Annotated in this window: 16 protein-coding genes; 3 read left to right on the top strand and 13 right to left on the bottom strand. The window is 71.7% G+C overall.

The window, feature by feature from the left end:
* Positions 1-34: 34 nt before the first annotated feature.
* The 10 genes from EFE23_RS08545 to EFE23_RS08500 form a co-directional block, all read right to left on the bottom strand.
* A complete protein-coding gene (locus tag EFE23_RS08545; RefSeq protein WP_123240368.1) occupies positions 35-826 on the bottom strand; it encodes a glycerophosphodiester phosphodiesterase in 792 nt (263 codons plus the stop codon).
* Positions 827-840: 14 nt separating this feature from the next.
* On the bottom strand, positions 841-1,176 hold the full coding sequence (locus EFE23_RS08540; protein ID WP_123240367.1) for a rhodanese-like domain-containing protein: 336 nt from the start codon (positions 1,174-1,176) through the stop codon (positions 841-843).
* A 28-nt stretch (positions 1,177-1,204) separates the two neighbouring features.
* Positions 1,205-2,080 carry an LCP family protein gene (locus tag EFE23_RS08535; protein WP_123240366.1) on the bottom strand — a complete coding sequence of 292 codons (876 nt, stop codon included), beginning with the start codon at positions 2,078-2,080 and terminating at the stop codon, positions 1,205-1,207.
* Between the two features lie 250 nt (positions 2,081-2,330).
* Positions 2,331-3,545 (bottom strand): LCP family protein, encoded by a 1,215-nt coding sequence (locus EFE23_RS08530; RefSeq protein ID WP_123240365.1) that lies wholly within the window; start codon positions 3,543-3,545, stop codon positions 2,331-2,333.
* Positions 3,546-3,750: 205 nt separating this feature from the next.
* A complete protein-coding gene (locus EFE23_RS08525; protein WP_123240364.1) occupies positions 3,751-4,998 on the bottom strand; it encodes an LCP family protein in 1,248 nt (415 codons plus the stop codon).
* 74 nt (positions 4,999-5,072) lie between these two features.
* Complete coding sequence (locus tag EFE23_RS08520; protein ID WP_123240363.1) at positions 5,073-6,053, bottom strand: UDP-glucuronic acid decarboxylase family protein; 981 nt, start codon at positions 6,051-6,053, stop codon at positions 5,073-5,075.
* Positions 6,054-6,133: 80 nt separating this feature from the next.
* Positions 6,134-7,804 carry a monocarboxylic acid transporter gene (locus EFE23_RS08515; protein WP_123240362.1) on the bottom strand — a complete coding sequence of 557 codons (1,671 nt, stop codon included), beginning with the start codon at positions 7,802-7,804 and terminating at the stop codon, positions 6,134-6,136.
* Positions 7,782-8,150, bottom strand: coding sequence for a DUF485 domain-containing protein (locus EFE23_RS08510; protein ID WP_123240361.1), 369 nt, complete (start codon positions 8,148-8,150; stop codon positions 7,782-7,784). Before EFE23_RS08510 ends, EFE23_RS08515 begins: the two co-directional genes overlap by 23 nt.
* A 240-nt stretch (positions 8,151-8,390) precedes the next feature.
* Entirely contained in the window at positions 8,391-9,128 is a 738-nt protein-coding gene (locus tag EFE23_RS08505) for a flavin reductase family protein (protein WP_123240360.1), read from the bottom strand.
* Positions 9,129-9,214: 86 nt separating this feature from the next.
* Entirely contained in the window at positions 9,215-9,445 is a 231-nt protein-coding gene (locus EFE23_RS08500) for a hypothetical protein (protein WP_123240359.1), read from the bottom strand.
* A 196-nt stretch (positions 9,446-9,641) separates the two neighbouring features.
* On the opposite strand from EFE23_RS08500, the gene EFE23_RS08495 reads away from it, so the two are divergent.
* From EFE23_RS08495 to EFE23_RS08485, 3 genes are all read left to right on the top strand, one after another.
* Positions 9,642-10,427, top strand: coding sequence for a helix-turn-helix domain-containing protein (locus EFE23_RS08495; protein WP_123240358.1), 786 nt, complete (start codon positions 9,642-9,644; stop codon positions 10,425-10,427).
* Complete coding sequence (locus EFE23_RS08490; RefSeq protein ID WP_123240357.1) at positions 10,424-10,636, top strand: DUF397 domain-containing protein; 213 nt, start codon at positions 10,424-10,426, stop codon at positions 10,634-10,636. Before EFE23_RS08495 ends, EFE23_RS08490 begins: the two co-directional genes overlap by 4 nt.
* A 217-nt stretch (positions 10,637-10,853) precedes the next feature.
* Entirely contained in the window at positions 10,854-11,108 is a 255-nt protein-coding gene (locus EFE23_RS08485; protein WP_123240356.1) for a hypothetical protein, read from the top strand.
* On the opposite strand, the gene EFE23_RS08480 is transcribed toward EFE23_RS08485, so the two are convergent.
* Genes EFE23_RS08480 through EFE23_RS08470 form a run of 3 tightly spaced genes read right to left on the bottom strand, consistent with a single transcriptional unit; the run spans position 11,092 to position 14,029 of the window.
* A complete protein-coding gene (locus EFE23_RS08480) occupies positions 11,092-11,586 on the bottom strand; it encodes an SRPBCC family protein (protein ID WP_123240355.1) in 495 nt (164 codons plus the stop codon). The two genes, EFE23_RS08485 and EFE23_RS08480, sit on opposite strands and share 17 nt — an antisense overlap.
* Positions 11,586-13,280: an ABC transporter permease gene (locus EFE23_RS08475; protein ID WP_123240354.1), complete on the bottom strand. Its 1,695-nt coding sequence runs from the start codon at positions 13,278-13,280 to the stop codon at positions 11,586-11,588. The genes EFE23_RS08480 and EFE23_RS08475 overlap by 1 nt, the downstream gene beginning before the upstream one ends.
* A complete protein-coding gene (locus tag EFE23_RS08470; protein ID WP_123240353.1) occupies positions 13,265-14,029 on the bottom strand; it encodes an ABC transporter ATP-binding protein in 765 nt (254 codons plus the stop codon). Before EFE23_RS08470 ends, EFE23_RS08475 begins: the two co-directional genes overlap by 16 nt.
* Between the last annotated feature and the right edge of the window lie 28 nt (positions 14,030-14,057).

The following is a 14,057-nucleotide window of genomic DNA, read 5'->3' as shown; positions in this document are numbered from 1 at the left end:
GGGCGGGACCGGCCGCCGGGCCGATCGACCGGACTCATCGGCCCAACCGGGCCAGCGCCCGGGCGGGCCGGTCGGTGATCACCCCGTCCACCCCGGCGGCCAGCACCAGTTCCAGGTCCTCCGCCTCGTTCACCGTCCAGACGTAGACCTGGTTGCCGGCGGCCCGCAGCGCGGGCACCAGCTGCGGCCGGGCCCGGACCAGGCCGATCCCCGGCCCGGCGATCCGGGTGCCGAACGGCAGCCGGCCCAGCCGCAGCCAGCGCGGCAGCCCTTCCAGCAGCAGCACCGTGGGCAGGTCGGGGGCGAGATCGCGGATCCGGCGTACGGCGATCGGGGCGAAGGACATCACGGTCACCTGGACCGGGTCGTCCGGCCGTGGCTCGGCCAGCCCGTACCGGCGCAGCAGGGTCACCAGGCGGCGTTCCACGTCCCGGCCGTACCGGCAGGGGTGCTTGGTCTCGATCAGCAGCCGGACCGGCCGGCCGGCGGCGAGCACGGCGTCGAGCAGCCGTTCCAGGGTGAGCAGCCGGGTGTGCGACTCGTCGAGCGGTTCGTCCCCGTCGGCGGCCACCGCGCCCGGGTGCCAGGAGCCGAAGTCGAGCGCCTCCAGCTCGGCCAGGGTACGCGCGCTGACCAGCCCGTGACCGTTGCTGGTCCGGTCCAGCCGGCGGTCGTGCACGCAGACCAGGTGCCCGTCGCGGGTGAGCCGCACGTCGCACTCCAGCCCGTCGGCGCCCTCGTCGAGGGCGCGCAGGTACGCGGCGAGCGTGTGCTCCGGCAGGTCGTACGAGGAGCCGCGGTGCGCGAAGACCAGGGGGGTGGTCATGCCGCCGACCCGCCTCAGGCGACCCGGCCCGGCTGCCCGTCGTCGGTGACCACGGGCCGGCCGTCGGCGGCCCAGTCGCCCATGCCGCCCTCGACGTTGCGCACCTGGTCCCAGCCGTTGCGCATGAGATAGGCGACGACCTGCGCGGAGCGCCCGCCGGAGCGGCAGATCACGGCCACCTCGCGGTCGTCGGGCACCTCGGCGATCCGGGCCGGCAGCTCGGTCATCGGCAGGTGGTGGGCGGCCGGCGCATGGCCGGCGGTCCACTCGTCGTCCTCCCGGACGTCGAGCAGGTAGACGTCGTCGGGCACGGCCGACGCGGGCACGCTGGGAACCTGGGGTCCGAACACGGCTACCAAGCCTAGACGGCCGTCCCGGTCACAGTCGGTTGACCCAGCGGGGATTCGTGGCGGCCCACGCCGGCATCCGGGCGTTCCGGACCGCGTCGAAGACGCCACCACCGCCGTTGTCCAGCACCACGTACGAGACCTCGTCGATGGTCTGCGGGTAGGAGGGGACCCGGACCCCCCGGAGGGCGTCCGGGGGCAGCGACCGGAGCGCCAGGAGCAGGTCCTCCAGGGGTACGCCGTTGGTGTCCACGGTCAGCGCCCCGCCGACGGCCCGCAGCACCCGGTCCAGCTTGACCGGGTCGTTGCGCAGGTGGATCTCGCCGGCCTTGTCGAGCACCGCGCGGAGCATCTGCTGCTGGTGCCGCTGCCGGTCGTAGTCGCCGCCGGGCAGGTCGTAGCGCTGGCGGACGTAGTCCAGGGTCCGGGCGCCGTCCATCTGCTGGCAGCCGGGGGTGAACAGGGTCTTCGTGTGGATCGACCGCACCTGGGTGTCGACACACATCCGGATCCCGCCGAGCAGGTCGATGACCTGCTTGAACCCGGAGAAGTCGACAAGTGCGGCGCCGTCGAAGCGGATCCCGGTGAGCCGGGTGAGCGTGGCGGAGAGCAGCCGGGCACCGGCCTCGCCGCCGCCACCGTGCTCGTACGCCGCGTTGATCTTGTCCTGGCCGCCGCCGTAGCCGGGCGCCGCCGGGATCGCGACGAGCAGATCCCGCGGGATGGAGATGAGGTACGCCTGCCGCATCCCGGCCGGCACGTGCACGATCAGGATGGTGTCCGAGCGCTGGTCCTCGGGGTTCGCGCCGGGCCGGTGGTCCGAGCCGATGAGCAGGTAGTTGAGCGGGTGCGACAGGTCGGTACGCCGCTCCCGGGCCGTGTCGTCGAGCAGTTGCTGCTTGGTCACCGTCCGGTCGTAGCGGCTGGTGAGCCAGTGCAGCCCGGCGATGCCGAGCGTGGCGAGCAGGACCAGGGCGAGTCCGGCGCCGATCAGGAACCGGGCCCAGCGGGCGGTTCGTCCCCGCCCGCGTCCGGTCCGTGCCGCCCTGGACGTGAGTCACCCCTCCCCGTCGCCGTACGTGAGGCCCGCTCACGTCAGGCTACGGGCCGGGGAGCCCGGCGGTGGCCGCTTCGCCGCAGCTACCGCCGGGTCCGGCTCACTTCCGGTTGGAGAGGACGGACGGGTTCGCCACCACGAAGTCGGCCAGGGTGTCGTCCTTGACCGCCTGGAACATCTCCCGGCTCGTCTCGTTGAGCGTCTCCCGGCCGCTGGCCGCGGTGGAGAAGTTGCCGCCGTTGGTCCGCAGGGTGACCAGGTCGTTCCCGGTCACGCCCTTGAGCGTGAAGATGAAGTCGGCGATCGGCACCGTGCCGATGTCCAGGACGAGGGCCTTGCCGGCCGCGTCGATCAGCTGCTTCAGCTTGAGCGGGTTGGCCAGCACGCCCTTGTCGGTGGCCTTCTTCGCCATCGCCTTGATCAGTTGCTGCTGGTTCTGCTGGCGGTCGTAGTCGCCGTTCGGCAGGCCGTAGCGCTGGCGGGCGTAGTCGAGCGCCGCCCAGCCCGGCATCTCCTGGCAGCCCTTCTTGTGCACGACCGGGGTCATGTGCTTGCCGGTCTTGCGGGCGTCCGCGTTCCACATCGGCTTGCCGTCGACCATCGACATGTGGTGCGACTTGACCTCGTGGCTGACACAGATCCGGACGGTGCCGAGTGCGTCGATGACGTTCTTGAAGCCACCGAAGTTGATGATCGCGGCGCCGTCGAAGCTGATCCCGGTCATGTTCTTGATGGTCTTGGCCATCAGCCGGGCACCGCCCTCCCAGCCGCCGCCGTTCTGCGCACCGAAGTAGAAGGCCGCGTTGATCTTGTCGACGCCGCCCCGGTAGCCGGACTTGGAGTCCGCCGGGATCTGCGCCTCGGTGTCCCGCGGGATCGAGATCAGGTACGCCTGGTCGTGGCTGGCCGGGATGTGCAGGATGATGATCGTGTCGGAGCGGACGTTGTCCGCCGCCCAGCGCTCCCGGGCGTCGACACCGAGCAGCAGCATGTCGATCGGGCCGTCCAGGTTGTTGCCGCCCTCGGCGTCGGACTTGCCGGCGTCACCGAGCAGGTTGCGCTGGGCGATCCCGCTGGTGGCCTGACCGATCACCGCCTTGCTGCCGACGATCGCGATGCCGCTGGTCATCATCAGCACCGCGCCGAAGATCAGGGTGAGCCGGGCCCAGAGCGGATCCTTCCGCTTGGTCCGCTTCTTGCCGCCGCCGGGGCCGCGACCGCCGCCCGGGCCGGGCTGGGTCGGAATGATCGGGGGCACCCGCCCGGGTGCGCCGGGATCCAGCGACTGGGGGCGATGGCTGGTCTGAACCGGCATGCGTGCTCCAGCTCGATGATCGGGGGCGGGACCACTGTACGTATCCGTTCCCGTCTTGGCGACCTCATCCACTGGTCATTCCCGGTTAACCCGGCGCTTTTCCAGGGTGTTTGCCCGAACGGCTGAGAAAAAGCAACCGGTCGGCGGTTGGCTCGCCGTGGGACGAACCTTGACCGCCGACCGGTTCTGCCTTTCGTCAATACGTTCAGCCGCCGTCGCCGGTACCGTCCGCCGGCTGGTTGGCCTTCACCCAGTCACCCATCGTGTCCGCCGCGATGGCCTGGTACATCGCCAGCGCCTTCTCCCGGTCGGAGACCACCACCGACTGGCCGTCCACGTCCTGGCCGCCGAGGTTGGGGCTGGTCAGGAAGGTCAGGTTCTCGCCGCGCAGGCTCCGGAACTCCAGCGCCATGTCGGTCACCGAGAAGTCCTTGTCCACGGTGACCGCCGCGGTGACCGCCTTGAGGAAGTCGTTCAGCTTCTTCGGGTTGCTCAGCGTGCCGGTGCTCGCCGCCTTGTCCATCAGCGCCTTGAGGAACTCCTGCTGGTGGCGCATCCGGGCGAAGTCGCCGTCCGGGAACTGCTTGCGCTGCCGGACCCAGTCCAGCGCCTCGGCGCCGTTCATGTGGTTCACGCCCTTGCTGAACGTCCGGTAGGGCTTGTGGATCGAGGTGATCGTCCGGTCCACCTTCAGGTCGACCCCGCCGAGGGCGTCGGTGACCTCCTTGAAGCCGGCGAAGTCGATCGCCATCACGTGGTCGATCCGGACGTCGGTGACGCACTCCACGGTCTTCACCGCGAGCGGCAGGCCGCCGAACGCGAACGCCGCGTTGATCTTGTTGCGCTGCCCGGAGTCGCAGGACGCGCCGGCGTCTGCCGGGATCGGTACGTACAGGTCACGCGGGATGGAGACCAGGTAGGCCGCCTTGTGGTCGGCCGGGACGTGCATCAGGATGATCGTGTCCGACCGCCACTTGCCGGAGGTCTCGACCGGGGCGTCCGGGTCCCGGGAGTCGCTGCCCACCATGAGGATGTTCAGCGCGCCGTCGACCTTCTTGGCCGGTCGGCCGCCGGTGATCTCCGAGAAGGGGTCGGTCCGCGCCAGGTCGTTGTCGAGGCTGCGGGCGTAGAGCCACGCGCCCGCGCCGCCGAGCAGCGCGAGCACCAGCACCGCGACGCCGGCCACCAGGCCGATCCGCCCCCAGCGCGGGCGGGGACCACGCCGTCCCGGGCCGCCGGAGCCGCCGGGCCCGCCCGGGCCGGACGGTCCACCCGGGCCACCCGGTCCGCCCGGGCCACCGCGGCGCGGCTCCTCCTCGTACTCCGGGTACCAGCGGGCGTCGGTCACCCGGGCCCGCCCGGCGGGGCCCCGGTCGGGGCCGGGGACCGAGGCGCGGCCCGCGCTCCGGCTCAGGTAGGGGAGCGGGGCGCCGGCAGACATGGTCGCGGACATGTAACCGAGGGTAGGTCGGTCACACCACCATCGCCGTGAGGGCGAGCCGGGTGTCAGCCTCCTCCCAGCCGGCGTCAGTACCCTAGCCGGCCGCGGAAGTACTCGATCGTGCGTCGAAGGCCGTCTTCGGGCGCGACGGTGGGCTCGTATCCCAGCAGCTCACGGGCGAGGGTGAGATCGGGGCGACGCTTCTCCGGGTCGTCGGCGGCGCGGGTGATGTAGCTCACCTCGGAGGCGCTTCCGGTGAGTGACACGATCGTCTCGGCCAGTTGCCGCATCGACATCTCGTGCTCGGTGCCGCAGTTGATCGGGCCGGTCTCGGTCGAGTCGAGCAGCAGCAGGATGCCCCGGACCAGGTCGTCGACGTAGCAGATCGAACGGGTCTGGTTGCCGGTGCCGTGCACCGTGATCGGCTCGCCGCGCAGCGCCTGGGAGATGAAGGTCGGAATGGCCCGGCCGTCGTCCGGCCGCATCCGCGGCCCGTACGTGTTGAAGATCCGGACGATCGCCGTGTCGGTGCCCCGGTTCCGGTGGTACGCCATGGTGGCGGCCTCCGAGAAGCGCTTGGCCTCGTCGTACACGCTGCGGATGCCGATCGGGTTGACGTTGCCCCAGTACGTCTCCCGCTGCGGGTGCTCCTTCGGGTCCCCGTACGCCTCGGAGGTGGAGGCCATCAGGAAGCGCGCGCCGTCGGCGGTGGCCCGCTCCAGCAGCGCCAGGGTGGCCACCGAGCCGACCCGGAGGATCTCCACCGGCAGCTTCTCGAAGTCGGTGGGGCTGGCCGGCGAGGCCATGTGCAGGATCGCGTCGAACCGCTCGGCCAGGGCCGGGTGGCCGGCGGGCAGCCCGTCGGAGATGTCCGCCTCGACCAGCGTGAAGGTCGGCGTGTCCAGCAGGTGAGCCACGTTGTCCTTCGAACCGGTGACGAAGTTGTCCAGCACCACGACCGTGCAACCGCGCTCGACGAGCCGGTCGACCAGGTGGGACGGCACGAAGCCGGCGCCGCCGGTGACGAGGATCCGGTGTCCGGTGCCGAAGCGGGGAGCGACCTTCATGCCGGCCAGCCTATAGCGAAAGGAGGGGCCCCCTCTCAACGCCTCGCGTTGTGGAGGGGGCCCCTGCTGACCGGGTGGTGTCAGTGCGCGCCCGCGCCGGTGAGGGAGCGAACCTCCAGCTCCGCGTACTTCTCCTCGTCGTGCTCCTTGGAGAGCAGGGTGCCGATCCAGCCGCAGAGGAAGCCGATCGGAATGGAGATGATGCCCGGGTTGGACAGCGGGAACCAGTGCCAGTCGTGCTCCGGGAACATGGCCGTCGGCGCCCCGGAGACCACCGGGGAGAAGAAGACCAGAATCACGGCCGCGAGCAGGCCGCCGTAGATCGCCCAGACCGCGCCGGAGGTGTTGAACCGCTTCCAGAACAGGCTGTAGAGGATCGCCGGCAGGTTGCCCGAGGCGGCGACCGCGAAGGCCAGCGCCACCAGGAACGCCACGTTCAGGCTCTGCGCGAAGATCGACAGCACGATCGAGATGGCGCCGATGACCAGGGCGGAGATCCGGGCCACCGTCACCTCCTGCCGCTCGGAAGCCTGCCCGTCCTTGATCACGTTGGCGTAGAAGTCGTGCGCCAGGCTGGACGAGGAGGCCAGGGTCAGGCCGGCCACCACCGCCAGGATGGTGGCGAAGGCGACCGCCGCGATGATCGCCAGCAGGGTCGCGCCGCCCAGGTCGCCGCCGAAGAAGTCCTTCCCCAGCGCCTCGGCCAGCTGCGGCGCGGCGGTGTTGCCGGCCTTGTCCTGCGCGGTGATCGCCTTGCCACCGACCAGCGCCGCCGCGCCGAAGCCGAGCGCCAGCGTGAGCAGGTAGAAGGTGCCGATGATGCCGATCGCCCAGAGCACGCTCTTCCGGGCCGCCTTGGCGGTCGGCACCGTGTAGAAGCGGATCAGGATGTGCGGCAGGCCGGCGGTGCCGAGCACCAGTGCGATACCCAGCGACAGCAGGTCCATCTTGCTGTAGAAGGTCTTCAACGCGTCGCCGGGTGTCTCCACGCCGTACCGCAGCCCGGGTTCGAGGAAGTTGGCTCCCTTGCCCGAGGCGGAAGCGGCGTCGCCGAGCAGCGAGGACAGGTTGAACTTGTACTTCGCCAGGACCAGCAGGGTCATCACGATCGCACCGGTCATCAGCAGGAACGCCTTGACGATCTGGACGTACGTGGTGCCCTTCATGCCGCCCACGGTGACGTAGATGATCATCAGCGCGCCCACCATGATGATGGTGGCGACCTTCGCGGTGTCGGCGTCCATGCCGAGGAAGGTGGTGCCCGGCTTGATGCCGAGCAGCAGGGCCACCAGCGCGCCCGCGCCGACCATCTGGGCCAGCAGGTAGAAGATCGAGACGGTGATGGTGGAGACCGCCGCCGCCGTCCGGACCGGGCGCTGGCGCATCCGGAACGCCAGCACGTCGGCCATCGTGTACCGGCCGGAGTTGCGCAGCAGCTCGGCGACGAGCAGCAGCGCCACCAGCCAGGCGACCAGGAAGCCGATCGAGTAGAGGAAGCCGTCGTAGCCGTACAGGGCGATGATGCCGGCGATGCCCAGGAAGGACGCGGCCGACATGTAGTCGCCGCCGATCGCCATGCCGTTCTGGAATCCGGAGAACGAGCGACCGCCAGCGTAGAAGTCGGTGGCGGTCTTGGTCTGCCGGCTGGCCCAGACGGTGATCGCCAGCGTGATCGCCACGAAGATCAGGAAGAGCGTGATGGTGAGGTTGCGGGCGGTCGTGCCGGAGTCAGCCGCGAGGACCGTGTTCATGGGTCACCTCCCCGATCTCGGCGCGGATCCGGTCGGCGACCGGGTCGATCCTGCGGTCCGCGAACCGGGCGTAGAGCCAGGCGATGACGAACGTGGAGACGAACTGGAGCAGGCCGAAGACCAGGGCGACGTTGATGTTGCCGAAGAGCTTCGTGCCCATGAAGCCCCGCGCGTACGCGGAGAGGATGACGTAGAGCGCGTACCACAGGAAGAACGCGACGGTCATCGGGAAGATGAAGCCGCGCAGCGTGCGCCGCAACCCGGCGAACTCGTCCGACCGTTGTACGGCCAGATAACGCTCCGCTGCGGACTCGGCCGGCGCGGACGCTGGTGTGTCCGTGGACATTCTGTGGATCACCACCTTCGCAGGCGTGGGGATTTTCGCGCACGGTAGAGACCGCGCTCCCAACCCGGGAAGGTGCAGATCGACAACGGCGACCGGCTGCGCCGAACGGTCGCCCTCCTGCGCCGAGTGACCTAGGTCACTCCGCTCACCGGTCGTCACCGCTTGATCGACTCCTGGTCGGCGATGATGGGCCATCCTCCCGCCCTCGACACCGCCACATCGCCGACCTACCAGGTCCGGTCACCCCAGCTCGCGGTACCGCCCCCGGTAGTGCAGAAGGGGATCGGTTTCCTCGGCGAGGTCGACCGCCTCGATGGTGGCCTCGACCAGCAGGCCCCAGCCGTACTCCCGGGCGGTGTCGAGCCGGCAGCCGGCCCACCCGCCGGCGTCCGACGGCACCGGCCCGTACGGCGTCTCGGTCCACCCGTCGATGGCGAACAGCCCACCGGGAGACGGGAAGAGGCCGGCGAAGCGGTCGGCGAGCTGCCGGTGCGGCGGGCCGAGCGGCGCGACGGCGAACCGGCCCGCCTCCTCGACCGCCGCCCACAGGTCCGACTCCGGATCGATCAACCCGAGCAGCCGGTCCGGCTCCCCCTCGGCGACCAGGGTGGAGGAGACGGTCAGCCCGGCCGGGCCGGGCGCGGTCCAGAGTGTCACCGGGGCGGCCAGCCGGCCACGCAGCCGGCGTACCGGCGAGCGCTGCCCGGCCGGCACCGCGAACGGGTCGGTGTGGTGGATCTCGGCCCCCGGCTCATGATTCACGTGAAACATTGTGCCGCCCCGGTCCCGTGCCCAACCGAGGAAGCGCCGGTGCAGGCCCGCCGGATGGCCGAGCTGATCACCCGCCTCCGCCAGCAGCCCGCCCAGGTAGACCAGCAGCGCGGTCCGGTCCTGCCGGTACTCGACCAGCAGGGCGAGCCGCGCCGGCTGGCACGGCCAGTGCGCCCCGCACGCCCGGCACCGCCACGCCGGCCGCATGGGCAGATGCTCGATCCGACCACTGCGGGACCTGGGCGGGAGGCGACCCCCGGAAGGGCCACCTCCGTCCACGATCTGCCCGTCGGTCACCAGCGGCCGCCGTTCGCCCGCCAGGTCTGCGCGGGGGTGAGCCAGCCGGCCCGACCGGGACGCGGCAGGGCCACCGTCGGCTGGGCCGCCCAGGCCGGCGCCGCGTTCGACCAGGGCGGGACCGGCACGGCGTCCGGGGGCGGTGGCGTGGCTCCGTCGTACGCGGGCGCGGTCCTCCGGTACGCGCGCGCGGCGGCGTTCCGGCGGCGGCGGAACAGGCTGAACATCCGGTGCCTCCTTCTGGTCGGAAGGGGTCGCCCCGGCCGGGGGAATGGCCGGGGCGACCCGTCGCAGGACCGGCCGCCGGGTCGTCGCCTCCACCAGCCGGGCCGCGTGTCTCCACCCTGGACTCGGGGACGCGGACAGGGGAGGATGCCAGGGCTTACTACGCAGCGCGGTCACGTACTTACCGGAGAGGTAAGGATGAACATCGAGATGTGGATCCGGGCGTTGAAGGCCGCCCGGGCCGGCGCGGACGTCTCCCAGGAGGGGCTGGCCGCGCTGATCAAGTGGAGTCCGTCCACGGTGGCCGCGATCGAAACCGGCCGCCGCCGGCCGACCATGGAGTTCGCCGTCGCCGCCGACCAGGCCCTCGGCACCGGCGGCCTCCTCGCCGGCCTGCTGAAAGAGGACGAGGCGGAGAGCGGGCCGGCCTGGTTCGAGTCCTGGCCCGGCCACGAGGCGCGAGCCACCCGACTGTGTTACTTCGAGCCGTGCCTGGTTCCGGGGCTGCTACAGACTGAGGAGTACTGCCGCGCGGTCGCCTCGGCGGGCGGGTTGTACCGGAGCGATCGGGTGGAGGAGCTTGTCAGCCTCCGCATGAGCCGGCAGCAGCTGCTCCACCGGGAGGACCCGCCCGAGTGTGTGTTCGTCATCGACGAGAGCGCTCTGCGCAGGCCCGTCGGCGGGCCCGCCGCGATGGACCGGCAGCTCGGCCGGCTGCTCGAAGCGGTCGAGTTGCCACAGGTGCGCCTGCACGTCCTGCCGCTCGAAGTCGGTGCCCACACCTCCATGGGCGGCGGCTTCGTGCTCGCGGAACTGCCCGGGAAAGACCGCCTGCTCTGCCTCGACAACGCGGCGCGTGGGCAGATCGCGGACTACCCGGAGTGGATAGGCTTGGTGCAGCGCAAGTGGGAGCATCTGCTCGGCGAGGCGCTCAGCGAGCGCGCCTCCGTCGACCTGATCAACAAGCTGAAGGTGACGCCATGACGAGTCTCGCGCCCCGCTGGCGCAAGTCGATCCGTTCGGCCAACGAGGGCAACTGTGTCGAGGTGGCGGACAACCTGCCCGGGGTGGTGCTGGTCCGGGACAGCAAGGACCGGTCCGGTCCCACGCTCACCTTCACGTCGGGTGCCTGGCGCGGCTTCCTGACCGCCGTCCCGGGCAGCGGCGACCTCGACCCCTCAAGGTCACGCTGAAACCGGGAAACAGTGGCCTCGTCGGCAGGCGGTAGCCACTACTTCGTGGGTTGAGCGTGATGTTGACGCGGGATGAGCCGTGCGGGGCCGGGCTAACGGGTGGGAACTGATCAACATCACCTCCGTCGGGGAGGGGCACCACCTGTACGCCGCCATGCGCCGGACGGCCTGACCGGGCCGCTCCGGGGAGATGCGCGCCGGCCTTATCGTGCGGGACATGACCTTCGTGCCGCCGCAGCAGTTGGCCCAGTCCCGCACCCTCGGTGCCGACGTGATCCTCCGCGGCGAGGTCGACCTGCGGTCCTACCCGTACCGGCATCTCGCCCTGGTGGCCCGCCCGGCCTTCCTGGCCAGCGGGGTCACCCAACTGTTGGAGGCGGTCGAGCACCTGTCGAACTACGGCTGGGAACTGGTCAGCGTCGTGCCGGTCACCGGCAGTTTCACCCCGTGCGCCTTCATGCGCCGGAGTTGATTGCCCGGCGGGCGGCGGCCAGCACCTCCGGGTCGGCGCAACCCGCGGCGTACCCGGCGATCCGGCGGCGGATGTCCCGGCCGAGCAGCCAGACCCCGACGCGCTCGGCGAACGGGCGCAGCGCAGCCGGCCGGCACCGGAAGTTGTACCGCCAGGTGGCGACCGTCGTTCCCGGCTCCGGTCCCGGCGCGAACCGCCAGCCGCCGCCGAACATCTCGAAGAACCAGGGTCCCCGCACCATCCTCATGCCCACGTTGGTCGGCGGCGCGTAGGAGACGTACTCGCTGACCATGGTCAGGCCGTGCCGGGACCGGGTGAACGTGCGGACGCCCTTCCCGGGACGGGTCGCGCCGCCCTCGAAGTGCTGCTCGCGGACGAACGGATCCCAGCGGTAGCGGACCGGCGCCACCGTCTGCGACACGGCGAACGCCAACTCCGGGGGGACCGGCACCGTGACCACCGCCTCGACGACGGGCATCAGCGCCTCGGGGTGACGGCGGAGAGCAGCTCCGGCTGGCGTCGGTCCAGCACGTCCCCGGCCAGGTACGCGCCGAGCAGCGCCGCGCCCACCCCGTAGGCCAGGCCGACCGGCAGGGCCAGCCAGAGCCAGGCGCCGCCGAGCAGCGCCGCGGCCAGCACCATCGGCACCGCGACCAGCGCCGAGGCGACCATGGAGAGCAGGGTGAGCAGTCCCTTCGCCGCGCCCGCGCCGCTGTTCATCGCGAACGGGTTGCTCGTCTCGGGCAGCGCGTACCCGCCGAGCACCGCGACGAAGGCGTTGATCGCCAGCCCGACGCCGTACGCGGCGAACAGCGTGCCGGCCATCACGCCCAGCCAGGCGGGCCGACCCAGCAGGGTGGCCAGGATGATCGCGACCGCGACCAGAATCGGCACCACGTAGACCGCGAACGCAGTCATCCGGGCGCGCAGCTCCAGCCGCCCCGGCACGCCGGCCACCACGTTCGCCGCGTACGCGCTGCCGTCGAAGCCGAACTGGTTGGCCAGGGTGACCGAGGCGACCACCCCAACGAACAGCATCGAGAGGCTGAGCCGCACCGGCGAGGAGTAGGGGACCGTCCCGTCGAACGCCTGGCCGCCGTCCTCGACCAGCCGGGAGCCGCCCAGGTTGACCATCACCGGCACGAAGACGCCCACCACCGCGATGGTGATCAGGTTGGCCCGCCGCCGGGCGTCCCGCCACCAGTAGCGGCACTCCCGGGCGACCAGCGCGCCGAACCGGTCCCGCCGGGCCCAGCCGACGGCCCGGGGAAAGAGCTGGGCGACCGGCCCACCGGCCGGGCCGCGCCGCTGCCGGGACGGGCCGGCGGTGGCGGTGCCGACCATCGCCGACTCCAGCGTCCGGGACCACCAGAACAGCAGCGCCCCGAGCGCCGCCACGGTGATCAGCAACTTCACCAGGGCCGCCCAGGGGCGGCCCTCGGCGACCTCGACCCCGGCGGTCCACGGCGCCCCCAACGGGGTCCAGCCGATCACCCGGGCCGCCCCGGTCAGCCGGTCCCAGTCGGCGTGCCGGACCGCGGCGAGCACCGCGATCTGCAACGGCCCGAGCAGCGCGGCGAGCACCGCGAGCAGGACGGCGGCCAGGTCGCGTACCCGGCGGGACCGGAGCATGGTGGCGAACGCGCTGGTCACCGCGCGGGCGGCGGCCACGCAGAGCAGCAGCCCGCCGACGATCCCCAGCACCGAGACCAGGGCGGCCGCCCATCCGCCGAGCGCCCCGGCGGTGACCACCAGCCCGGCCACCGCGACCAGCGTCGCCAGCAGTGGCACGCTGACCAGCGCGGCGGCGAACAGGCCGGTGACCAGGGTGCGGCGGGGCAGCGGGAGCAGCGCGAACCGGGCCGGGTCCAGGGTCTCGTCGACGCCGAAGAAGACCAGTGGCAGCAGCAGCCAGCCGAGCACCAGCAGGCCACCGCCGAAGGCGGCGGTCAGCAGGGCGAACCGGGGCTCGCCGGCCAGGCCGGGCGCGGCGAGGGCGAAGAAGGCGCCGGCGGCGACCCAGAGGCCGAACAGCACCCCCACCACGAACAGCGCGATCCGCCAGCCCTGGCCGCGGAAGTTGTTGCCCATCACCCGCAGCTTGAGCCGGACGAAGTGCCGGGCGCCGACCCGCCGCGCCGGCCGGTCGGGCGTGGTCACCGGGACAGCCACGACAGCTCCTCACCCGTCGCGGTCCGGCCGCCGACCACCTCGACGAAGACCTCCTCCAGCGAACGGTCGCCGCGTACCTCGTCGAGCGTGCCGACCCGGGTGATCCGGCCCTGCGCCAGGATCGCCACGTGCGAGCAGAGCCGCTCGACCACCTCCATCACGTGGCTGGAGAAGATGACGGTGCCGCCGCCGACGACGTACCGGTGCAGGATGTCCCGGATCAGCGCCGCCGAGACCGGGTCGACCGCCTCGAACGGCTCGTCGAGCACCAGCAGCCGGGGGCCGTGCAGCAGCGCGCAGGCCAGGCCGATCTTCTTTTTCATGCCCGCCGAGTAGTCGACCACCAGGGTGCGGCCGGCGTCGGTGAGCGCCAGCACGTCCAGCAGCTCGGCCGCCCGCTGGTCGACCACCGCCGGGTCCATCCCGCGCAGCAGACCGTGGTACGCCAGCAGCTCCGCCCCGCTCAGCCGGTCGAAGAGCCGAACCCCGTCGGGCATCACGCCGAGCAGGCCCTTGGCCCGGACCGGGTCGGCCCACACGTCGTACCCGAGGACCCGGGCCTGGCCCGCGTCGGGCCGCAGCAGGCCGACGGCCATGGAGAGGGTGGTGGTCTTGCCGGCGCCGTTCGGACCGAGCAGCCCGTAGAACGAGCCGGTCGGAACGTCCAGGTCGACCCCGGCGACCGCCACCTTGGTGTCGAACCGCTTGGCCAGGCCACGGAGGGACAGTGCGGGGTGCTGATCGGTCATGACCCGAACCTAGCCCGGCCCCACCAGT

Source organism: Micromonospora solifontis, assembly GCF_003725545.1.
GTDB lineage: Bacteria > Actinomycetota > Actinomycetes > Mycobacteriales > Micromonosporaceae > Micromonospora > Micromonospora solifontis.
Note: the sequence above shows the minus strand (reverse complement) of the source record. Positions and strands in the feature narration are given on the sequence as shown.